The sequence below is a fragment of the Ureibacillus sp. FSL K6-0786 genome, from assembly GCF_037965165.1.
Classification (GTDB): Bacteria; Bacillota; Bacilli; order Bacillales_A; family Planococcaceae; genus Ureibacillus; species Ureibacillus thermosphaericus.
Window position 1 is genome coordinate 1,924,734 of the sequence record NZ_CP150191.1, and the last position, 22,285, is coordinate 1,947,018.

Below are 22,285 nucleotides of genomic sequence, written 5' to 3' on the forward strand. Positions count from 1 at the left end.
TAAATGCTGCAAGGCTGATGAGTGAAGCCTTTCTAATTGTATCGTGCTTGATCCTTTTGGTGGTTCAGGAAGCACACTGATTGCCTGTGAGCAGACAGATAGAATCTGCTTATGATGAATTTTTAAAAATTGAAGACGAAGTGCAGTTCAATTGTCCAGTCTTAATTACTTATGGAGAGTATGACAAGACAGGTTACGTGAAAAAATATTGTCATAACTGGGCAAAGAAAACGGGATATCCGTTAAAGGAAATAAGTAATGCATCGCATAATGCAAATTATGATAACTATGAAGAATTTAACGAGTTACTAATTTCTTTTGTGCAATCATTATAAATAATATTTTGCAATTGAGCACAAATGTAGAACAATTAAATAATTTGTTGAAGCCCAGAAAATAATCTGGGTTTTTGTTCGTACAAAATCTCATAAATAAACTTAATATTTTTTTGTGGGAGGTGATGGTAATCGGAAAACTAGAAGTATACAAGCCAACGATTTTTAAAGCGGAACAATCATACTATGACAAAGAATCGGCAGACCATGCAGTAAACTTTATTAACTGTTTAAAGCATACAAAAGGTGAATGGTTTGGAAAAAACTTTGACTTGATAGATTGGCAGGAGCAGATTATTCGGGATGTGTTTGGAACGATAAAGCCGAATGGATATCGACAGTTTAATACAGCCTATATTGAGATAGCTAAGAAACAGGGAAAATCAGAACTCGCCGCTGCGGTTGCCTTACTTTTAACATGTGGTGATTTTGAACATGGTGGAGAAGTGTATGGATGTGCTGCGGATAGGCAACAAGCATCGATTGTATTTGACGTTGCGGTTGATATGGTGGAGCAATCACCCGCACTTAAGGCACGATTTAAACCGGTTCTTTCACAAAAAAGATTGATATATAAGCCATTGGGTAGTTTCTATCAAGTGTTATCTGCAGAGGCTTATACAAAACATGGATTGAACGTTCATGGGGTTGTATTTGATGAACTTCATGCACAGCCAAACCGAAGGCTATATGATGTTATGACCCACGGTTCAGGAGATGCAAGGAAACAACCATTGTACTTCTTAATTACAACAGTGGGAAATGATCAACATTCAATATGTTATGAAGTACATCAAAAAGCAAAAGATATACTTGAGGGAAGGAAAATAGATCCTACATTTTATCCCGTTATCTATGGCGCAGAAGAAGATGATGATTGGACGGACCCAGAGGTTTGGAAGAAGGCAAATCCATCACTAGGAATTACAGTTGATATTGAGAAGGTCGAACAAGCATGTGAAAGTGCGAAGCAGAATCCTGCTGAGGAAAACCTGTTTAGACAGTTGCGACTGAATCAATGGGTAAAACAATCTGTCAGATGGATGCCAATGGAAAAGTGGGATAGGTGTGGTTTACCAGTTGATCCTGAAAGTTTAATTGGCAGGGGGTGCTATGCAGGTTTGGACTTATCATCAACAACAGATATCACAGCATTTGTTTTAATCTTTCCACCAGAATATGAAGATGATAAATATGTGATATTGCCATACTTTTGGATACCAGAAGAAAACATCAGGCAACGTGTAGATAGAGACAGGGTGCCTTATGATGTGTGGGAACAACAAGGATATATGCAAACAACGGAAGGAAATGTTGTTCATTACGCTTATATTGAAAAGTTTATTGAAGAATTAGGGCATAAGTACAACATTAAGGAAATCGCATTTGACCGTTGGGGTGCAGTTCAAATGACCCAGAATTTAGAGGGGTTAGGATTTACAGTAGTTCCATTTGGACAGGGATTTAAAGATATGAGTCCATCATCAAAAGAATTAATGAAGTTAACACTAGAAGAAAAGCTAGCGCATGGTGGGCACCCAGTTTTACGTTGGATGATGGATAACATTCATGTTCGGACGGATCCAGCTGGAAACATTAAACCAGATAAAGAAAAATCAACGGAAAAGATTGATGGTGCGGTGGCAACAATTATGGCACTTGACCGAGCGATAAGAAGAAGCGGAACAAGTGATTCTGTTTATGATGGTAGAGGATTGATTGTGTTCTAACGTTAAGGAGGTGATGTTCATATGCGGTGGTTTACAAATTTGTTTAAAGCAAGGGACAAACCACAAAACTATTCATTTGGAAGTAACTATAGTTTCTTTTTCGGAAATTCTAGTAGTGGAAAATCCGTTAATGAATTTACTGCGATGCAAATGACTGCAGTGTATTCATGCGTACGTATACTAGCTGAAGCGGTAGCAGGTTTACCACTGCACTTATATAAGTACACAGATACAGGTGGGAAGGAAAAAGCAATATCCCATACCTTATATTTTTTACTTCATGACGAACCAAATCCTGAGATGAGTTCATTTGTGTTTAGAGAAACATTAATGACTCATCTTTTATTATGGGGAAATGCGTATGCTCAGATCATTCGCAATGGAAAAGGGGAGGTTATTGCACTTTATCCACTTATGCCAAATAAAATGTCAGTCGAAAGAGATACGAGAGGTAATTTATATTATTTATACACAAAAACATTTGAAGAAATGAACGGGTCGGAGGAGACAACTGTTGCATTAAAAGCTGAAGATGTACTTCATATACCCGGACTTGGTTTTGATGGTTTAGTTGGATATTCACCAATTGCGATGGCTAAAAATGCAGTCGGTCTAGCAATGGCCACTGAGGAATATGGTGCAAAGTTTTTTACTAATGGAGCGGCACCAGGTGGTGTCTTAGAACATCCAGGAACTATCAAGGACCCCCAAAGAGTAAAGGATAGTTGGAATAAAGCTTATCAAGGTTCAAGTAATGCCCATCGAGTTGCTGTATTAGAAGAAGGGATGAAGTATCAAGAAATCGCAATTGCACCCGATCAAGCACAATTTCTAGAAACAAGAAAATTTCAGATTAACGAGATTGCTCGAATTTTCCGAGTGCCACCACATATGGTCGGTGACTTGGAAAAGTCGAGCTTTTCTAATATAGAGCAACAATCATTAGAATTCGTTAAATACACACTTGATCCATGGGTTATTCGGTGGGAACAAGCAATTAGTCGTTCACTGTTTACTAAAAGTGAAAAGAAAGCATACTTTGTGAAATTTAATGTAGATGGATTGCTTAGAGGTGATTATGCTTCACGAATGAGTGGCTATGCAACAGCAAGGCAAAATGGCTGGATGAGTGCTAATGACATTCGTGAACTTGAGAATTTAGACCGAATACCGGATGAACTTGGAGGAGATTTATATTTAATCAATGGGAATATGACGAAACTCCAAGACGCAGGTGTGTTTGCAAAGAAATATGAAAAGGTGGAAACCGAAGATGAAGAAGTTTTGGAACTGGACAAAGAATAATGAAACTGACAAACGAACCCTTCATTTATATGGGGCAATAGCAGAGGAAAGTTGGTTTGATGATGAAGTCACACCATCTGCCTTTAGGGATGAACTCGTGCAAGGCAAAGGTGATATCGAAGTTTGGATTAATTCTCCGGGGGGTGACTGTATTGCAGCTGCACAAATTTATAACATGTTAATGGAGTATCCAGGTGATGTCACAGTCAAAATTGACGGCATTGCCGCATCGGCAGCATCTGTGATTGCGATGGCAGGCACTGAAATTCAAATGTCACCAACGTCCCTAATGATGGTTCATAATCCGTTTACTGTTGCAATTGGTGATAGTGAAGAAATGAAAAAGACGGTGTATATGCTTGATGAAGTAAAAGAAAGCATTATTAACGCTTATGAAATTAAAACAAGTTTATCAAGAAATAAACTATCGGAATTAATGGATGCTGAAACGTGGCTGAATGCACATAAAGCAATTGAACTGGGATTTGCGGATGCCATTATGTTCGCAAATGGTAAAGATGAAAACCAACCTGAAAATAGTTTCGTTTTTAGTAGGCGAGCAGTTACAAATTCACTGTTAAACAAAATACAAAAACCACAAGTAAAACAATCAGTTGAGCCGCTTTATGAGCGGCTTAATTTATTGAAATATTAGGAGGAAATCAATATGAATAAAATTTTAGAATTACGAGAGAAGAGAGCAAAAGCATGGGAGGCAGCTAAAGCATTTGGTTTCAGATGAATTGTTAAATGATAGTGTGTTTAATTTAGAGAACTATATTTCAACTGAGTTTGCTCGAAGAATTGGTGCTAAAGAGGAAGAGGCATTTCTTGTAGGTAATGGCGAGGGAAAACCGACGGGAATCTTTAATGATACTGGCGGTGCTGAACTTGGAGTAACAGCAGCATCTACCACAGCTATTACTGCAGATGAGATTATTGATTTAGTGTTTTCTTTGAAGGCGCCTTATCGTAAAAATGCAGTATTCATTATGAATGATGCAACAGTAAAAGCAATTAGAAAATTAAAGGATGGCCAAGGACAATATTTATGGCAACCATCATTAACAGCGGGTACGCCAGATACTTTATTGAATTGTCCAATCTATACATCAGCTTATGCACCTACAATAGCGAGTGGAGTGAAGTCGATTGCTTTCGGTGATTTTGGTTACTACTGGATTGCGGATCGTCAAGGTCGTTCATTCAAACGATTAAACGAATTATTTGCAACGACAGGTCAAGTTGGTTTCTTAGCCAGTCAACGTGTCGATGGAAAGTTGATCTTGCCAGAAGCAATCAAAGTCTTACAACAAAAATAATAAAGGGGTAGAGTGCGATGGGGTATAACACTAAAAATTATACAGAACAAGGCGGAGAGAAAACGGTTATTGGTGGAGAGCTTGTTATTGAAGAAGGAGCGAAGGTTACTGGCCTTCCTTCTTCTTCAAATGAAAAAATGGCAAATCAATCTGATAGTACAGCAAAAACAATAGAAGACTTAGTTGCGGATTTTAATGCATTACTATCGAAATTAAAAACATCTGGTTATATGTCAGAAGAATAAAGGTGGCGAAAGTAATGACATTACTAGAAAAAGTAAAGGCTAATTTAATACTCCAACATGATAAAGATGATGCTTTAATAGAAATGTACATCACTGCCGCCATTTCTTATGCAGAGAGTTATCAACATATTAAAGAATGCACATATTTAGATGAGAATATGCCCGCGACAACGGAACAAGCGGTTATCATGTTGGCATCACACTTTTACGAAAGTCGAGATGGCAGTACAGGTGGATTTTTCGCAGATAGCGCACTTGCTGGAGAGCAAGTTTGGAAAACAGTCAACCTTTTATTAAGGCTAGGTAGAGATTGGAAGGTATAGCGTATGAGTTTTGGTAAAATGCGTACATTTATCGATATCGTAACACGTGAAATTGTAAAAGATGAAGAGTCTTTCAGTGAAGAAACCGATATAATCCTAGCATCTGTGACAGCATACAAAGAAGAACGCTTTGGTAGTAAGACTTGGGCAAATAGGGCAGCCTTTTCTGAAGCGAATTCGTTATTTCGTTTTAGAAACATTCCCGATTTAACCATTAAACCGAAAATGTTTATTGTATGTGATGATGGGCGATATGAAGTAGTAAGCGTTGATAATGTGAAAAATAGAAATATGTATATCGAGGTTTTAACAAAAAAGGTGGTGGCAGCAGATGGCTAAAGTTAATATTAAAATGCCAGAAGAATTCTTGATGAAGATATCTAGATTGGGAAGTAAGACAGATGAAATCGTTCCGAGGGTTCTAGAAGCAGGGGGAGAAGTGGTATTAGATAAAATGAAGTCCAATTTAAGTTCGGTAATTGGAAAAGATACAAAACTGCCAAGTAGATCAACAGGTGAATTAGTATCTGCATTAGGAGTATCACCCGCCTTAGTTGACCGCAGGGGAAACCACAATGTTAAAGTAGGGTTTAATGAACCGAGTAAAGACGGGGTGAGCAATGCTAAATTAGCAAACATCATCGAATATGGAAAATCTGGACAACCTGCAAAGCCATTTTTAAAACCTGCAAGAAGAACATCAAGACAGCCTTGTATGGAAGCAATGATTAAAAAATTGGAAGAAGAAGTGGAAAGTATATGAGTGTACTAGCCGAAGTGACTCAAATTGCAGAACAATGTGGTATTCCAGTTGAAACCGGTATCTTTTCTGATACTGCTCCTGATTTATATATTGTCATAACACCGATTGTAGAGATGTTTGAATTACATGCGGATAATTTCCCGAAGTACGATGTTCAGGAGGTTAGAGTTTCGTTGTTTTCAAAAAAGAATTATACATCAATTAAAAATAGTTTAGTCCGTACTCTTTTGGGTGCGGACTTTTTTATTACAGATAGGAGATATATCGGGCATGAAGATGATACTGGTTATCACCATTTAGCAATTGATGTAGCAAAATATTATGAATTTGAAATGGAGGAATGATTCATGGCAACTATCGGATTGGATAGACTTTATTATGCAAAAATAACAGAAGGAGAAAATGGTGATGAAACCTATGAAACTCCTACTCCTTTAGCAAAGGCGATTAGCGCTGAATTATCTGTTGAGTTAGCTGAAGCAACTTTATATGCAGACGATGGTGCGGCTGAAGTGATTAAAGAATTTCAAAGTGGAACATTATCGCTTGGTATTGATGATATCGGTGTGGCCGCAGCTAGTGATTTAACTGGGGCAACAATTGACGATAACCATGTCTTAATTTCAACAAGTGAAGATGGTGGAGATCCAGTTGCAATTGGTTTTAGGGCGAAAAAGGCAAATGGAAAATACCGATATTTTTGGCTATACCGAGTGAAATTTGGTATTCCAGCAACAAACCTTGCGACAAAAGGAGATAGTATTACTTTCTCTACTCCAACAATTGAAGGCACGGTTTTACGGAGAAACAAACTTGATGGGCAAGGAAAGCATCCATGGAAAGCTGAAGTGAGCGAAGGTGATGATGGGGTAAACCAAGAAATTATCACCGGTTGGTATAGCGAAGTGTATGAACCAGTATTTGCTGCTGGAACTGAAGGATAAAAGGAGTGAACAATTATGACGAGTGAAAGAAGTGCAAAGATATCAATCGGTGGTTTGGACTATGAATTAATCTTAACAACTAAAGCGACAAAGGAAATTGCAAAAAGGTATGGGGGCCTAGAAGATTTAGGTGAAAAGTTAATGAAAGCTGAAAACTTTGAGATGGCTTTAGATGAAATTGTCTGGTTAATTACCTTACTTGCCAATCAAAGTATTTATATCCATAATCGATTGAACGAAGAAAAGAAAGAATTGTTAACGGAAGATGATGTGGAACTGTTAACATCTCCTGCTGAGATGGCAACTTTTAAAGATGCAATTATGGAAGCAATGTTTAAAGGGACAAAACGATATATTGAGTCGGAGGAAACCGATACAAAAAACGAAGTGGTCGAGTAAACGATGAAGAAATGTTTGCTCGACTTATTTATTATGGAGTCACGCAGCTAAAAAGGACTAAAGAAGAAGTGTGGTTAATGCCTATTGGCCATTTACTTGATCAATGGGAAATCCACAAACAATTCACAGGTCTCACAAAACCTAAAAATGAACTTTCAATTGATGAAGTTATTCCATATGGTATTTAAATATAAAGTTTCTACTAGTACCTCAAATCAAAGAGGTGCTTTTTTACTTGTTATGGATAGGAGGTGGCAGTATGGCAGACAATTTTGGTCTTAAAATTGGTGTTGAAGGGGAACGAGAATTTAAGAAATCTCTACGGGAAATTAACCAAAGTTTCAGAGTGTTAGGCTCAGAAATGAAATTAGTGACATCAGAATTCGATAGAAATGATAAATCTATTAAAGCAATAACAGCAAGAAATGCAGTATTGAATAAAGAAATTGATGCACAAAAGGAAAAAATATCAACGCTAGAAAAGGCCCTTGCCAATGCTGCTGAATCCTTTGGAGAAAATGATAGAAGAACACTTTCTTGGCAAACCCAGTTAAATAATGCGAATGCTGAGTTAAATAACTTAGAACGTGAACTGAAGGACTTACAAGAAGAAGTAAAGAATCTTAATCGAGAAAAAGTAGAAAAACTTGTGAATGGTTTAAAAACAGCTGGTGAAATTGCGGGTAAAGTATTGGTGGCAGGTTTAAAAGCAGCTGCGGCTGCCATGGCGGCAATTGGAACTGGGGCAGTCGCATCAGGTAAATTTATTAAGGACTCTTTAAATGTTTACGGTGAATATGAAGATGCCATGAAGCAAGTTCAGGCAACAATGGGACTTACAGGCGAAGAAGGGGAAGAAGCCTTTAATAAATTATCTCAAGCAGCAAAAGATGCGGGAGCAAGTACACGTTTCTCGGCATATGAATCAGCCGAAGCGTTAAATTATCTAGCTTTAGCGGGATATGATACAGAACAGGCGATAGGAGAACTTCCAGGTGTGCTTACACTTGCTGCCGCGGGTGATATGGATTTAGCAAGAGCATCTGATTTAGTGACATACTCGATGGCTGCCTTAGGTCTTGAAATTGCTGATATGGATTTGTATATGGACAAAATGGCAAAGACATCACAAAAGTCCAACACAGATGTACAGCAATTAGGGGAAGGTATACTTGTTGCAGGTGCAACAATGAAAAATGCTGGGCAAGATTTAGCTTACGTGACTGCCGCCACCGTGCCTGGTCATCGTATTTTGATGGAGCGAATCGAGCGTGTTCAACAGCGAGTAGGATATTCTCCTAAAGAAATCGTGTTAGACGCTGGCTATTATAACGCCCGACTAGCAAGAGAATTAGAGAAAAAAGGGATTTTGGCGTATATGTCGTATCGACGTTTTCATCGAAAGGAACATCCCGATTGTCGTTCCGTAAAGTTCCAGCAAGTCACAGACGATGTGTATGCGTGTCCCTGTGGTGTAAAGTTCACGTATTCCACGTCCACCCGTTCTGGATATCATGAGTACAAACCAGCAGTAAAAGGAAGTTGTGTGGGATGTCCTGCCGCAAAAGGCGCAAAGGATCGTGTATTTCGAGTTTCCGTTCATCAAGATATCTACGAACGAATGCGGAAACAACGATTATCGATGAGAGGAAAAGTGTTGCGATCGGTACGTCCATCGACGATTGAGCGAAGTTTCGCCGAAAGCAAAGAACTCCACGGTCTTCGTTTCACACGATACCGTGGAGTCCAGCAGAAGGAGTTTTGACAAAGGATGTCAAATATAAGACATGGCAAGGAGGAGATTGTGATGAAAACAGCTGATTTATGCGATGAATTTTTAAGTGAATTGCAAGTATGCCAGCTGCCGATGCAATCTTACGGCGGCAAAGCGGAATTTTCCGGACCGATCGCGACGGTCGATGTATTTTAAGATAATGTGCTCGTTCGTGAGGCGCTCGAAACTGTTCCAGCGGGCACCGTATTGGTCGTAGACGGAAAAGGTTCGCGAAATTGCGCGCTGCTCGGAGACCGTCTTGCCCAGATCGCTTGTGAGCGCGGGCTTGCCGGGGTGATTATTCACGGATGCATTCGCGATTCCGCAGAAATCGCCAATATGCCGCTTGGGGTGATGGCGATTGGCACTTGCCCGGTGAAAAGCAAAAAAGAAGGAAAGGGAAAACGGGACGTTGCGCTCGAATTTGGCGGCGTTCGTTGGGAGCCAGGCGCCTATGTGTACACTGATCAAGACGGGATTGTATTGGCGAAAACGGACTTATTGAAAAAAAGTGGTTGACGATGTTTGAAAATTTGTACTACTATGAATAACAGAAATGTTCTTTGAAAAATCGACATTATATGCCAAACAAATAAGGTGCCTTTCTCATTAGAGAATAGGCTTAAAAGGGAAGTACGGTGAAAATCCGTCACGGTACCCGCCACTGTGATGGGGAGCTTTGTTGCATCATGTCACTGAAGGAAACTTCGGGAAGGCGCAATAAAGCGATGATCCTAAGTCAGGAGACCTGCCTTATTTGTTCGGACGGATACCTACGGGATTATAGGTAGACGTGCGGGAGAATGGTATACTTTTTTTGCTATATTTGTATGCATTTTTCTGCACCTCTGCGTATAGAGGTGCTTTTTATTTTGCAAAAAAGGAGAGACTCAACATGACAACATGGAACTTAATCGGAATGAAACATCATGTGCTGATTTGCAATGGAGGCAGCTGCATGCGTAAAGGGGGAGAAGAAGTAACGCTTGCCATCCGCGAAGAAATCGCGATGCTGGAGTTAGATGGCATTGTACATACGACGCGGACTCGCTGCAATGGCCGTTGCCAAGACGCGTGTGTAGTCATCGTTTACCCTGAAGGCGTATGGTACAACGGTGTGACGCCGGAAAAAGCAAGGGAGCTTGTGCAAAGGCATTTGCGAGATGGGGAATGGTTGGAAGAAACGATAACGTACCGTTATGAAGAGAAGCAAGGATTGATGATGACAAAACAATCAAACACCCCTCTAGGAATCTCGAAATTATGTAAAGCAACGGGAGGAACGAAAGCATGAAAAAATGGAAAGTCGCCCTTTTCCTTTGCGGTTTAGTCGTCTATTTTACGTTTACCGGCAGCACATCGGCATTTGCGATGCATATTATGGAAGGATTTTTGCCTGTTGGATGGGCGATTTTTTGGTGGCTTGTTTTTTTGCCATTTTTGATCATCGGTATGCGTTTACTAATTCGGATTACACGCGAGCATCCGGAACTAAAGCTGCTCATTGCGCTGTCCGGGGCATTTACGTTTGTGCTGTCCGCCTTAAAAATTCCATCCGTTACTGGGAACAGCTCACATCCAACGGGGGTAGGACTCGGTGCGGTGCTGTTTGGCCCATGAACGATGGTAGTGATGGGAAGCATTGTATTGCTGTTTCAAGCGTTATTGCTGGCACATGGCGGATTGACGACATTAGGGGCAAATGCCATGTCCATGGCAGTCGTCGGCCCGCTTGTGGCTTACGGCATTTATCGTTTTGAAAAAAATGGAATATATCGCGACGCTGGACGATTTTTTTCGCTGCATTTTTCTCTGATTTGGCACATATGTTGTCACCTCATTGCAATTAGCGCTGGCGTTCCCGGATGCGACAGGTGGGGTTTTCGCTTCGTTTGCCAAATTTGCCGGCATTTTTGCTATCACGCAAATACCACTGGCGATTACAGAAGGGCTGCTTACGGTCGTCGTTTGGAATTTCTTAACCACTTACAGTAGCGGCGAACTAAATCAGTTAGAGAGGGGAGTGTAATATGAAGCGAAGTCTTTTTCTTCTTGCTATTGCTGTTTTACTGGTAGTAGCGCCGTTATTGTTCATTCATCACTCTGATTTTGGCGGCACGGATGGCCAGGCGGAAAAAATGATTCAGAAGCTCGCTCCTCATTATCAACCTTGGATGGAAACCATATTTGAGCCGCCAGGCGGAGAGGTGGAAACGTTGCTGTTTTCTGTGCAGGCGGCAATCGGTGCCGGAATTATTGGCTATATTATCGGCGTCTATAAAGGCCGGGCGAACCGAAAAGAGGAAGCAAAATGATCCGGCAGTTTGACACCATCGCTTACGATAACCGCCTGCGGACAATACGCCCCGAACAAAAAGTGATATTTGCGCTTCTGTTATTAATGATGGCCATCACAGGAAACTGGAAAACGCAAGTAATGATGACGATTTGGCTTGCCATTTGGATTATCGGTTATGCGCGTGTTTCGTGGAAGGTGTACGCCAAAGCCCTCGGAGTCGTGGCATTGTTTCTGATGATGAGTTTTCCAGCTTTGCTTGTTTCGATAGACAAATCTTTTCATGTTTCCATTGACCGTTCGAAAATTTTCATCGCAATGTCTTTGCTCTCTCGTTCGGTCGCGGCATGGTCTTGCTTATTTTTCCTCTTGATGACTACCCCGTTTCCAGAGATATTGTATGTGCTCAAACGAATGAAAGTACCATCCATTATCATTGAGTTGTTGTTTTTTATGTATCGGTTTGTATTTGTTTTCGAGAAAGCAGCAGAAGAGCTATACGTAGCAATGAAAGCAAGAAATGGAGGAAACCATTGGCGGCATGGTGGGATGTTGGTGTTCCAGCTTTTTTAAAAAATATGGCATTCCTATGAAGTGTTGCGCCTTGCTTTATGGGCGCGCGGAGTTTCCGATGAAATGACCTATGTTCATGTGGAAACATATAACGAAAAAATAAACGTTATCTGTGGGAAGCAGCCATCGGCATATGTTTGCTTCTACGGCTTGGATGATAGGAGGGCAGCAGGCAATGCTGAAAATGGACGAAGTATATTATACGTATCCTAACGGACCATGCGTGTTAAAAGGATTAAGTCTTCATGTTCCCACTGGAAAAAAATGCGCACTTATCGGTCATAACGGATGCGGCAAGACAACGTTATTTTTACATGCGAACGGGCTGTTGCGGTCCGACTCCGGAGACATCTATTGGAATGGAGAGAAGATGGATTATCGGCGTCAAACATTGCAAAAATGGCGGAAAGAGGTCGGCATCGTTTTTCAAAATCCGGCACACCAGCTTGTGGCGCCGTTGGTACGTGATGAGCTGGCGTTTGGCCTGCACCATTTAGGAATGAAAAAACATGAGATGGACTAGCTCATTGAAAAAGCGCTGGACGAGTTTGGATTACGTTCATGGTTGGACAAGCCCGTTCATCATTTAAGTCTCGGTCAAAAAAATGGCTGACGCTTGCCGCCATAATGGTGATGAATCCGAAATTATTAGTGCTCGATGAGCCGACGGCATATTTAGATTGCCTGCAAATCGAGAGGTTTGTCGAGAAGAACAACGATATTCATCGAGCTGGCACGACAGTTTTGATCGCTACTCATGATTTTGATTTTGTCTTAGAGTGGGCAGATATCGTGTTTGTCATGCATGACGGACAAATTGTCATGCAAGGATCACCGCAAGACGTATTTGCAAGGCAGCATCAATTGCAAAAATGGCGTCTTGGTGTTCCGCTGCTTGCTTTTGTATGGAAAATATGTTTCCACACGATACGCGCATCCCGCGAAATGTGGAAGAAATGAAACAATGGATGAGAATGGTTGAGCGCACAAACCTCCGTATTAGTGAAAAAGTGATATAGTGTTTAATTTTTTTCATTTATAACAAGAAAAGACTTGCAGAAACAGAAAGAATCATCGGTATTAAATGACTTTACCATGTGATTGTTACATGTATAGCGTGAGTCTAAAAGAAAACGGTTTTAAAAGTCATAAGTAAAGGGGCTTTGCCCCTTTTTGTAAGAGTATGTTGCTGGGAAATATTTATAATATTTGGGAAGGAGGGGTGTACGAGAGATGAAAAGATGATTCTTATCTTATTTTGTATTGTACGATCTCGTTGTTCTTATCCATAGGAATGAGGATTTTTTATGTGTATGAAGGTACTCTATGTTTAAGAGGATTACAGATAGGGAGGTTTGATTCGTTTGCTTCAGGATCATTTAAAGAAAAAAGAAAAAATTGTTCCACAAGTTCCATTTTCAGATTACCACCATAAACGAGGGTTTCGTTTGATTTTTTTGTTTCTTTTTTGTGCGCTTTTATTGTCCATTACATTTGCTGTTACACTTGGTCCGGTCAAAATGTCTCCCTTCACAGTATGGAAAATTGCTCTATCACATTTTTCTTTTTTGGGTGATCACATTGAAGTAAATTGGAGCAAAGCACAAGAACGAATTATTTGGGATATTCGATTACCTCGTGTCTTACTTGGAGCTGTTGTAGGAGCTGGACTTTCCGTTGTAGGAGTAGTCATTCAAGCATTAGTACGTAATTCACTCGCTGATCCGTACATACTTGGCATTTCTTCTGGTTCCTCTGTTGCAGCAACACTTGTAATTCTATTTGGCGCACTACCATTTTTCGGTCAGTATGCCTTGTCGCTTGGAGCTTTTTTCGGTGCAATGTTAGCGTTGGTGGCTGTTTATTTGTTAGCTCAAGTTGGAGGAAGAATTCAGACAACACGCCTTCTGTTAGCTGGGGTTGCTGTTTCTTTCATCATGTCAGCTTTAACAAATTTTATTGTGACGCTCGCACCAAAAGAATCGGGCATTCGTGAAGCAACGTTTTGGATTATGGGTAGTTTAGCTGGAGCTAAATGGGAGTACTTAACTATTCCAAGTGTTGTGGTGATAGTTGGATTAGTATATCTATTATTTCAATATCGCTCTTTAAATATTTTATTAATGGGAGAAGACGTTGCAGCAACACTTGGAGTCAATATCGATACGCTTCGTAAAGGACTCATCATAATCACATCGCTTATCACAGGAACAGTTGTAGCAGTCAGTGGTTCAATTGGTTTTATTGGTTTAGTTGTTCCACATCTTTCACGTTTGCTAGTCGGATCTGACCATAAACGAGTGCTTCCTACGAGTATATTAATTGGAATGATTGTCGTTATTTGGTCTGATGTATTTGCCCGCTTGGTACTTGCCCCTCAAGAGCTTCCTATTGGTGTAGTGACAGCGCTTTTTGGTGGCCCTTTTTTCATTTGGCTTTTACGTCGCAGTACGTATTCATTTGGAGGTGACAGTAAATGAAACTAGCCATTGAACATGTATCCTGTACCATTATGGAAACATCAATTATTCAGGATATTTCCATTCATATAAAGGATGGACAGTTTGTTGGCATAATTGGTCCAAATGGCAGTGGAAAATCAACACTTTTAAAAATCGCCTCACGTATTTTGAAACCAAATGCTGGTGCCGTTCGATTAGATGGTCAACATTTATATGAACTGTCACCTAAAAAAGCAGCTCAAGAAATAGCGGTGGTTAGTCAAGAAACATCCTTAACATTTGATTTTTCTGTTCAAGAAATCGTTTTAATGGGGCGTAATCCACATAAGCGGTTATTTCAATCGGATACAGATGAGGACCTTCGCATTGTCAACGAAGCTTTGGAGCGTGTTGGAATGCAAGGATATGAGGAGCGAAGTTTTATGAGTTTATCAGGGGGTGAGAAACAACGAGTTTTGATCGCAAGGGCGCTTGCTCAGCAGGCGAAACTTATCATTTTAGATGAACCGACAAACCACCTTGACATCCGTCATCAACTTCAATTAATGGACCTTGTAAAAAAACTTAATGTCACTGTTTTAGCGGCATTGCATGATTTAAACCTTGCATCCAATTATTGTGATTATTTATATGTAATACAAAATGGACAAGTTGTTATGTCTGGCACACCAGAAAGCGTGCTAACAAAAGATCGAATCAGAGAGGTATTTGGAGTAGAAACAGAAATCATTATTCATCCTTTAACTAAAAAACCTTATATCACTTTTTTAACACACGTTTAAACATGGCAATGAAACATATATAAATTTGGAAAGAAGAGGAAAATTATGGAGAAAAAGAAAAACAACCACATGTTTTGGCTAAGTATTTGTTTACTTGTAATGATGATGTTGGCAGCTTGTAACAGCTCAAATGAATCTGTTGCCAAAGAAGAAAAGCAACAAAAAGACAACAGTGAATACAGTGAAGTAGTGATCAATAACATGGGGCGTACTGTTAAGTTTACAGAACCTCCAAAACGAGCGATCACATTAAATCAACATGCAACAGAAATTATGCTTGCATTAGGATTGCAAGATTCGATGGTTGGAACAGCTTACTTGGATGATCAAATTTTACCAAAGTTCAAGGATGCTTATGAAAAAATTCCTGTGCTCTCAAAGCAGTACCCATCAAAGGAAGTCTTTTTAGCAAAAGAACCAGATTTTGCGTATGCAGGTTGGAAAAGTGCTTTTACAGAGAAAACGTTAGGAACAGTTGAAGAGCTCGAAGAGTTAGGCATTAAAACGTATATTCAAGAATCTTCAAATAAGGTAGCACCAACATTAGAAGATGTGTACAAAGATATCGAAAATATCGGACGTATTTTTCAAGTGGAAGCAAAAGCAAATGAAGTGATAAATCAAATGAAAAAAGACATAGAAGAAATAACAAAGCAAATTGGAACAGTTGAAAAACCGCTGAAGGTGTTTGTGTATGATAGTGGAGTTGATAAACCGTTCACAGCAGCTAACAACTATTTAACTCATTTAATCAAAATAGCAGGCGCTAAAAATATCTTTGATGATATTCAAAAAGGATGGGCCGACGTCAGCTGGGAAGAAGTTGTAAACCGTAATCCAGATGTAATTGTCATCATTGACTATGGAGATACAACAGTCAAACAGAAACAAGATTTATTGCTTTCTAAAAAGGAACTTGCTGATGTTACTGCTATTAAAAACAAGCGATTTATTATTCTTCCTCTTTCAGCAGCAGCAGAAGGAATTCGTGCTCCAATTGCATTAAAGACACTAGCTGAAGGGCTATATCCAGAAAAATTCAGGAAATAACAATGGAATAATAAGGCACAAACCTATCTATGTTTCATGAAATGATATGATGTTGTAAGAAGGCTAAGCTTTTTTGATATGATCCCCTTATAATAGACAGAAAAAAGAAAGCCAATTAATCTGTCTACTATGGAGGGGATTTTTCTATGGGGAAAATACGAAAAACATATGATGCAAAGTTTAAAAAGAAAGCTGTGGATTTATATTTGAAAGAGGGCATGGGATACAAAACGGTGGTGAAAGAATTGGGGATTAGTCATTCCATGGTACATCGATGGGTGAAACGCTATGAAAAGGAAGGAATACAAGGTCTGGAGGAAAAATGTGGTAAAGCGAAAGGACCAAATAAAGGAAGACCGAGAACTCGTCTGGAAGATCCTGAAACAAAAATCAAGCGTCTTGAGGCGGAAGTAGAGATGCTAAAAAAGCTCTTAAAGAGGTGAAAGGGGGAATGGAAGCAGTACCAGCCCACAAGAAGTTCGCGATCATTCAAGAAATGGCCGGGTGTTATGGTTCTATTCAACAATTATGTGAGATTGCAGGCGTGTCTCGAAGCGGATATTACAAATGGGTAAAACGACAGGAACACCCTTCTCAGAAGCACTTGGAAGACGAGCAGCTAAAGGAAAAATCAAAGAGTGCCATGAAGAAGTGAAAGGAATCTATGGGTATCGGAGAGTTCAAGTTTGGCTGAAACGGAAATACCAACTGGATATCAACCATAAACGAGTACAAAGGCTGATGAGGGAGATGGGAATGCAGGCGGTGATTCGGAAGAAACGGCCTTATTACGGAAAGAAAGAGCCTTATGTGATTTCGGACAACCATCTAAACCGAGATTTCCACGCGTCAAAGCCAAACGAGAAGTGGGTTACAGATATTACTTATTTAATTTTTAATGGGCAAAAGCTCTATTTGTCCGCCATTAAAGATCTGGAATTCGACCAAGACGCGTGGGAACAGGCGAGACGGAAAGCCTCCCGGTTTGTTCTCGTCACGACGGTGCCGGAGGAATGGAAGGACCGACGAATGGACGAGAAAGAAATCTTGAAGCTGTATAAAGGGCAGATCTCGGTGGAAATGAACTTCTCCTTCCTGAAAGATCCGTTCTTTACGGACGAGATTTACGTGAAAAAACCGGAACGAGTGGCGGTGTTGGGCTATTTGTTTCTCCTCGCATTGGCCATTTACCGCGTCTTCCAGCGCCGGGTGCGTCAGTTTATTACGCCGGAGCGCCCGTTAAAGGGCGCAGGAGGCCGCAAGCTGACCCGTCCGACCGGGCAGGCGATTTTTCAGTTGTTCTGGTATGTGAAAGTCGTCCTGTTGGAGCTGCCGGATGGGCAAATCCAACGCGCGTTAGGTAAACCGCTCACCTACGAGCAGCGAAGGATTCTGCAAGAGTTGGGAATGGACGAAAGCATTTACGTCTAATCACATAAGGAACAATGAGCGATGGTAAAAAAGGATTGCCATCGCTTGTTGTGTGTGCGCCTGGCATGGGTGTAATCTATAGGGTGAAAGTCCCGAACTGTGAAGGCAGAAGTAACAGTTAGCTTAACGCAAGGGTGTCCGTGGTGACGCGGAATCTGAAGGAAGCGCGCGGCAAACTTCCGGTCTGAGGAACACGAACTTCATATAAGGCTAGGTATCATTGGATGAGTTTGCTAAACAAAACAAAGTCCTTTCTGCCAAAGGTGGTACAAAGTAAATGAAGCAGATAGATGGAAGGAAAGATTACATTCTTACCCAGGAAGGTCTGACGGATACGTGAAGTACTTTTCATAACCTACTTAGCGATAGGTAGCTGAACCGTCAGAAGTCAGCAGAGGTCATAGTATTAGTTGGTTTAGAACTACTAAGAAGGACTGAACAATTAAGAGAGAATAGCCCTTGGCATTCAGGGAGTCATGATGAACACAGAAAACGTAGTACCTCACTTGAGGAAGGAAGCGGTGAATCCCGTGGGGGTCCTCTTGGAGGGTGGAGTGACCACTGGCATAAAGAGAACATCTATTCACGGAAGTTATGAAAACTTGCGTCAATTATCTTAATTGAACCGCCGTATACGGAACCGTACGTACGGTGGTGTGAGAGGACGGGAGTTAATCGCTCCCTCCTACTCGATTCTTGAAGCCAGTTATGTACCAGCCGTGTTCTTGTTCTGTCATCATGTCATTGGCATACAATGCTCCGTCGGAAAATAAAGGTTTCCCAAAAGAAGCAATCTGTCACAGTCTGGAATTACAAAACCGATTATTATAATAATTCCGTAAATAAAAAACTAATTATAGAAGATAATCAAATTTTTTACATTTAATCCTAAATAATGTAACATTATCAATAAATAGATATAAATAAGAGGTGATGTTTAAGAAAGTACTGGTTTAAATTTTTACATCTTTCTCCCACTAATGATGGAAATGATTTTTGAAAAAGAAATGCATCACGTTGAGTGTGTATTTCAGATGATTTTAAAGTAAAAAAATAAGGCAAAATGAGATTCCTTATCTTGCCTTAAAAAATTCCTAAGAAAATCTTCAGATCCTCTCTTCCTTTCTCTTCATAATTGTTACCTATACTGAATACGTCATATTAATAAAGAAATGACAAAACTTGACTACAATTCAATCAACTGCACCATACCTTTTCAATCAGTATATTAATGGAGGAATAAATATGAATAGAACTGTAGAAAAATTATTAGGGATTATCGGGCTGATAATTAACATTTTATCGGCAGTTCCGATTTTTTTTATGTTATTTTTTTAAATGGGATTGCAGATGATCCAATGTTTGAAAGAGAATTAGAAGATGCGTTATATTCAACCGGTTTTACTGAAGCGGATCTATCTTCAGTTTGCAAATGATTTCTTGGCATGGTTTAGTGGATTCAGTTGGTTTATTGGGATACTAACAATTATTGCAATTGTTCTTACGATTATTGCCCTCGTTAAATTAAAGAGTAACAGCAAACTGGCTGGAATTCTCTTTATTATTTCTGGTGTGATTTCCGGATTTATTTCGATTCAAGGTATTTTATTATTAATCGCTGGTACTGTGTGTTTAGTCCGCCAACCAAATCAAGATGAACCAATAATAAAAGTTGATGAAAATGGCTCTTTCCTTGAAGAATAAAGGGAAGCGCTATTTCGTTTTAAAGGCCATATTCGAAAAGATATTGTTAGGAAAAGGATATCCAACAACAGTGGAAACTTTTAAATTAAACTTAAATAATGATAGAAAAATGAACTTTATTTTCGGATGTGCAAATGGCATTATTCTATTATTAGATTATAGTAGCAACGTTTATTAAGAATAGTAATTAATATTTTTATTTGACGTAATAAAAAATAGGCATCTACATTGTAATCGGGTAGATGCTTTTCTTATGTTTCACTTCCTCCAAGATCTTTCTTTTTGAAAGGTGTGTCTGAAAAGTTCCATCACTTGATTATTTTATTTTATCAGCAATATGAATTGTATATCCTTCACTATTTATTTGATAACTAACACTTGTTGCAAAATGTCTATTTTTCGGATAAATCAGCTTCAAATGGATTTTTCCATTTATTTTACTATTTGGTTTCACTGTCACATATCTAATTACATCATTTTGTATTCCGCTCGGTACGTTAATTCCAGAACTAATATATAATTTTGTGATAGGCTTAGCCACCCTAATTTCATCATCGGTTTGATTATAAATTCTTGTTTGAAATGTGGTGATAAATAGTAAATAATTATTAATTTTTACTTCAACTAAAACCCCATTCTCTTCACCTAAATATACATATTCCTTATGAAGAAGCTTACTAGAAAATAAAATAAAAAATATAATGATAATTAAATAAAATTTTTTTTCATTTAATCACCCTATTTTCAAATTTTTTGTTGATTTCTATATACCAATATTATACCACTTAGGTAAAAAAAGGGAGGTATTTGAGATGAGATTAATTAATCATTTACTAGTATTTTTTGTTACTTTTTTTCTTTTTTTCACTAGTACATCTTTTGTAATGGCTTCCGAGATTAATAGAAATCCGACTCAAATGGAATTGGAGAAAAACATTAAATTAAGGAAAACCCTTGGATTTGATATAAATAGAAATCATGTATTATCAATTTTAAATGATGAAAACAAAGAAGAACGCTTTTCTTATGGATTTACAAAAGAAGAAGCAAAAGATTATTAACTAAATGCATTTAATGGTGTGATAGTTAAATAACCTATGTTACATTGAAACTTGACAGAAAAGTTAAATATTTATTATAATTGCAGTCAATAGGCTATAGGCTAATGAAGAGCCTAATAAAAAAATTTAAGAAAGGTAAGGTATCTGCAGAAAATGTACAACTAATTCACTTAACTAGGAAGGAAAATGTAATGAAGTTTTGAGAAAGTCGTTGGAAAACGGCTTAACAATCATGCATTTTTTACCAGTGAGTGGATAGTACTGACTTCTGTAGATAGCTTTCGATAACTATACTTTGCTGTAGATTCTGTTGCCAGAGAGAGTGTGCTTATTTTTTGTTTTTTGGCTTATGGCCATGGGCAATAGAAGATATAGTTTTTTTGGTATGGTTATGGTCTGATAGATACTATCCTCTCCGGTAAATTTAGGAGGGGTTTTTATTTTATTAGTCGAAGACATTTTAGTAGAAGGGCGAAAAGTATGTTATTTCTATTTTTAGAGTAAATTTGCTCGGAAAATATTGAAATTTCGCTTTAAGGCAGACCGCCGTAACGAAAATCAAAAAAATTATCGCTCAATCAATTTGATTAGCGATAATTTTGTCTTTTTGTACTGTTCTATTTTTTATTTTACTCTTCGTCAAAAACAGCGACTAAGCGACCTTTAACTTCATGGTTTTTCAGTTTTTCTAAGCCTTTATCAATTTCTTCGAATGGAATTGTAGTAAGAGTTGGATTCATTTTTCCAGTAGAGAAAATGTCATATACACCTTGTAAGTCTTCTACTGATCCACCATTACTTCCTAAAAGTTTAACTTCTTTTGTAATCATAAGGTAAGTATTAATGTTGGATTCTAGTTTACCCATACCAACAATAACTACTGTTCCTTCGCGTTTTACAGCTTCAATTGCATCGGCAGTAGTTTGACCGAAACCAGCAAAGTCAACGATAACGTCACATTCAGCTTCTTTCATATCAAGAATTGAATCATATACTTTGTGAGCCCCTAGTTCTTTTGCTAGTTCTCTTGCTTCTGCAGATACGTCAGTAGCGTACACTTCACAGCCTTTAATTAACGCCATTTGTAAACCGAATTGGCCAAGTCCACCAACACCGATAATACCTAACTTCGTACCTTCTTTAGCTTGTCCAATATTGAAAATTGCACGATAAGATGTAATTCCAGCATCTGTTGAAGCAGCACCTGCGACAAAGGATACATTATCAGGGATAATAACACACTGGTCAGCAGGAACACGTACTTTTTCTGCATAACCACCGTCATAGTTATACCCTGCAGTAACTTTTGTCTCTCTATTCATTGGGTTTACGCCGACGCGGTCTCCCACTTTTACATTTTCGACACCTTCACCAACTTCAATAACAACTCCTGCAAACTCGTGACCCATAATAACAGGACCATTCGGGAAAAGAGGCATCCAACCTGGATCTTGTAGAGCAGCAACGTCTGAGTGACAAAGCCCTGCAGCTTTTACATCAATCACAACATGACCAGGAATCGCTTTCGGATCTTCTTTTTCAATTAATTCTAGTGGTTTATTTGTACCTGAGAATAACCAACCTCTCATGTTATCGCCTCCAATATTAGTTTACAGTATTATTATACTTTAAAAGTAAAATACTGTATAAGTTGAATTGTATCTAAATATTGAAAACTATTTAACAATTCAAAGAACATGAATTACGTTCTATTGAACTACTATAAAAATATCTTTTGTTGTAAAAAAATCAGTGAGTTTTTTTAATCTTGAGAGTAGTAGGTATA

At 38.9% G+C, this 22,285-nt stretch carries 26 protein-coding genes, 6 pseudogenes and 1 riboswitch; of the genes and pseudogenes, 30 read left to right on the plus strand and 2 right to left on the minus strand.

The features are described from left to right. Positions 1-25: 25 nt before the first annotated feature. The 29 genes and pseudogenes from NSQ18_RS09415 to NSQ18_RS09555 form a co-directional block, all read left to right on the plus strand. Positions 26-109 (plus strand): annotated as a pseudogene (locus NSQ18_RS09415) (hypothetical protein); the annotation flags it as partial. Further along, on the plus strand, positions 87-335 hold the full coding sequence (locus tag NSQ18_RS09420; RefSeq protein ID WP_339287809.1) for an alpha/beta hydrolase: 249 nt from the start codon (positions 87-89) through the stop codon (positions 333-335). The pseudogene NSQ18_RS09415 and the gene NSQ18_RS09420, both read left to right, overlap by 23 nt. 125 nt (positions 336-460) lie before the next feature. Further along, positions 461-2,065 carry a terminase TerL endonuclease subunit gene (locus NSQ18_RS09425; RefSeq protein ID WP_339289642.1) on the plus strand — a complete coding sequence of 535 codons (1,605 nt, stop codon included), beginning with the start codon at positions 461-463 and terminating at the stop codon, positions 2,063-2,065. A gap of 21 nt (positions 2,066-2,086) precedes the next feature. Beyond that, positions 2,087-3,370 (plus strand): phage portal protein, encoded by a 1,284-nt coding sequence (locus NSQ18_RS09430; protein ID WP_339287811.1) that lies wholly within the window; start codon positions 2,087-2,089, stop codon positions 3,368-3,370. Beyond that, positions 3,339-4,025, plus strand: coding sequence for a head maturation protease, ClpP-related (locus NSQ18_RS09435; protein WP_339287813.1), 687 nt, complete (start codon positions 3,339-3,341; stop codon positions 4,023-4,025). The genes NSQ18_RS09430 and NSQ18_RS09435 overlap by 32 nt, the downstream gene beginning before the upstream one ends. Positions 4,026-4,101: 76 nt before the next feature. Then, positions 4,102-4,692: pseudogene (locus tag NSQ18_RS09440) on the plus strand (phage major capsid protein); the annotation flags it as partial. A gap of 17 nt (positions 4,693-4,709) precedes the next feature. Next, positions 4,710-4,937 (plus strand): Head fiber protein, encoded by a 228-nt coding sequence (locus tag NSQ18_RS09445; protein WP_339287815.1) that lies wholly within the window; start codon positions 4,710-4,712, stop codon positions 4,935-4,937. Positions 4,938-4,951: 14 nt separating this feature from the next. After that, entirely contained in the window at positions 4,952-5,260 is a 309-nt protein-coding gene (locus tag NSQ18_RS09450) for a head-tail connector protein (protein ID WP_339287817.1), read from the plus strand. A 3-nt stretch (positions 5,261-5,263) separates the two neighbouring features. After that, entirely contained in the window at positions 5,264-5,599 is a 336-nt protein-coding gene (locus NSQ18_RS09455; protein ID WP_339287819.1) for a head-tail adaptor protein, read from the plus strand. Continuing rightward, the gene (locus NSQ18_RS09460; protein WP_339287821.1) at positions 5,592-6,023 is read left to right on the plus strand and encodes an HK97-gp10 family putative phage morphogenesis protein; all 432 of its coding nucleotides are present in this window, start codon (positions 5,592-5,594) and stop codon (positions 6,021-6,023) included. The genes NSQ18_RS09455 and NSQ18_RS09460 overlap by 8 nt, the downstream gene beginning before the upstream one ends. After that, positions 6,020-6,367, plus strand: a complete 348-nt coding sequence (locus NSQ18_RS09465; protein WP_339287823.1) for a hypothetical protein — start codon at positions 6,020-6,022, stop codon at positions 6,365-6,367. The genes NSQ18_RS09460 and NSQ18_RS09465 overlap by 4 nt, the downstream gene beginning before the upstream one ends. Positions 6,368-6,370: 3 nt before the next feature. Beyond that, entirely contained in the window at positions 6,371-6,967 is a 597-nt protein-coding gene (locus tag NSQ18_RS09470; protein ID WP_061114365.1) for a major tail protein, read from the plus strand. Positions 6,968-6,982: 15 nt separating this feature from the next. Next, positions 6,983-7,366 carry a hypothetical protein gene (locus tag NSQ18_RS09475; protein WP_057995373.1) on the plus strand — a complete coding sequence of 128 codons (384 nt, stop codon included), beginning with the start codon at positions 6,983-6,985 and terminating at the stop codon, positions 7,364-7,366. Between the two features lie 259 nt (positions 7,367-7,625). Beyond that, complete coding sequence (locus NSQ18_RS09480; RefSeq protein ID WP_339287832.1) at positions 7,626-9,131, plus strand: phage tail tape measure protein; 1,506 nt, start codon at positions 7,626-7,628, stop codon at positions 9,129-9,131. A gap of 42 nt (positions 9,132-9,173) precedes the next feature. Then, positions 9,174-9,659, plus strand: a pseudogene (gene rraA, locus NSQ18_RS09485) (ribonuclease E activity regulator RraA). Positions 9,660-9,718: 59 nt separating this feature from the next. Continuing rightward, positions 9,719-9,911: riboswitch (cobalamin riboswitch) on the plus strand. Between the two features lie 124 nt (positions 9,912-10,035). Continuing rightward, a complete protein-coding gene (locus NSQ18_RS09490; protein WP_096549713.1) occupies positions 10,036-10,434 on the plus strand; it encodes a (2Fe-2S) ferredoxin domain-containing protein in 399 nt (132 codons plus the stop codon). Continuing rightward, a pseudogene (locus NSQ18_RS09495) lies at positions 10,431-11,169 on the plus strand (energy-coupling factor ABC transporter permease). Before NSQ18_RS09490 ends, NSQ18_RS09495 begins: the two are co-directional and overlap by 4 nt. A gap of 1 nt (position 11,170) precedes the next feature. Beyond that, a complete protein-coding gene (locus tag NSQ18_RS09500; protein WP_015863803.1) occupies positions 11,171-11,455 on the plus strand; it encodes an energy-coupling factor ABC transporter substrate-binding protein in 285 nt (94 codons plus the stop codon). Continuing rightward, entirely contained in the window at positions 11,452-12,009 is a 558-nt protein-coding gene (gene cbiQ / locus NSQ18_RS09505) for a cobalt ECF transporter T component CbiQ (protein WP_339287838.1), read from the plus strand. The genes NSQ18_RS09500 and cbiQ overlap by 4 nt, the downstream gene beginning before the upstream one ends. Before the next feature lie 175 nt (positions 12,010-12,184). After that, complete coding sequence (locus NSQ18_RS09510) at positions 12,185-12,532, plus strand: ABC transporter ATP-binding protein (RefSeq protein WP_339287840.1); 348 nt, start codon at positions 12,185-12,187, stop codon at positions 12,530-12,532. A 38-nt stretch (positions 12,533-12,570) separates the two neighbouring features. Beyond that, positions 12,571-12,969 (plus strand): hypothetical protein, encoded by a 399-nt coding sequence (locus NSQ18_RS09515; protein WP_339287841.1) that lies wholly within the window; start codon positions 12,571-12,573, stop codon positions 12,967-12,969. 488 nt (positions 12,970-13,457) lie between these two features. Next, positions 13,458-14,489 carry an iron ABC transporter permease gene (locus NSQ18_RS09520; RefSeq protein WP_339289644.1) on the plus strand — a complete coding sequence of 344 codons (1,032 nt, stop codon included), beginning with the start codon at positions 13,458-13,460 and terminating at the stop codon, positions 14,487-14,489. Next, positions 14,486-15,253, plus strand: coding sequence for a heme ABC transporter ATP-binding protein (locus NSQ18_RS09525; RefSeq protein WP_096549712.1), 768 nt, complete (start codon positions 14,486-14,488; stop codon positions 15,251-15,253). The genes NSQ18_RS09520 and NSQ18_RS09525 overlap by 4 nt, the downstream gene beginning before the upstream one ends. Positions 15,254-15,298: 45 nt before the next feature. Continuing rightward, positions 15,299-16,303, plus strand: a complete 1,005-nt coding sequence (locus NSQ18_RS09530; RefSeq protein WP_339287842.1) for an ABC transporter substrate-binding protein — start codon at positions 15,299-15,301, stop codon at positions 16,301-16,303. A gap of 146 nt (positions 16,304-16,449) precedes the next feature. After that, positions 16,450-16,746, plus strand: coding sequence for a transposase (locus tag NSQ18_RS09535; RefSeq protein WP_339287844.1), 297 nt, complete (start codon positions 16,450-16,452; stop codon positions 16,744-16,746). Between the two features lie 124 nt (positions 16,747-16,870). Then, positions 16,871-17,026 (plus strand): annotated as a pseudogene (locus NSQ18_RS09540) (transposase); the annotation flags it as partial. Positions 17,027-17,233: 207 nt separating this feature from the next. After that, positions 17,234-17,734: pseudogene (locus tag NSQ18_RS09545) on the plus strand (transposase); the annotation flags it as partial. Between the two features lie 476 nt (positions 17,735-18,210). After that, positions 18,211-18,354 (plus strand): hypothetical protein, encoded by a 144-nt coding sequence (locus tag NSQ18_RS09550; protein ID WP_339287845.1) that lies wholly within the window; start codon positions 18,211-18,213, stop codon positions 18,352-18,354. A 760-nt stretch (positions 18,355-19,114) separates the two neighbouring features. Next, entirely contained in the window at positions 19,115-19,438 is a 324-nt protein-coding gene (locus NSQ18_RS09555; RefSeq protein ID WP_168412305.1) for a DUF4064 domain-containing protein, read from the plus strand. 316 nt (positions 19,439-19,754) lie between these two features. Here NSQ18_RS09555 and NSQ18_RS09560 read toward each other — a convergent pair whose 3' ends face one another. Then, on the minus strand, positions 19,755-19,979 hold the full coding sequence (locus NSQ18_RS09560; protein WP_339287848.1) for a hypothetical protein: 225 nt from the start codon (positions 19,977-19,979) through the stop codon (positions 19,755-19,757). A gap of 271 nt (positions 19,980-20,250) precedes the next feature. Between NSQ18_RS09560 and NSQ18_RS09565 the strand changes: the two genes are divergently transcribed. Further along, positions 20,251-20,499 (plus strand): hypothetical protein, encoded by a 249-nt coding sequence (locus NSQ18_RS09565; RefSeq protein WP_339287850.1) that lies wholly within the window; start codon positions 20,251-20,253, stop codon positions 20,497-20,499. Positions 20,500-21,128: 629 nt separating this feature from the next. Here the strand turns inward: NSQ18_RS09565 and NSQ18_RS09570 are convergent. Further along, positions 21,129-22,088, minus strand: coding sequence for a zinc-binding dehydrogenase (locus NSQ18_RS09570; RefSeq protein ID WP_339287852.1), 960 nt, complete (start codon positions 22,086-22,088; stop codon positions 21,129-21,131). Between the last annotated feature and the right edge of the window lie 197 nt (positions 22,089-22,285).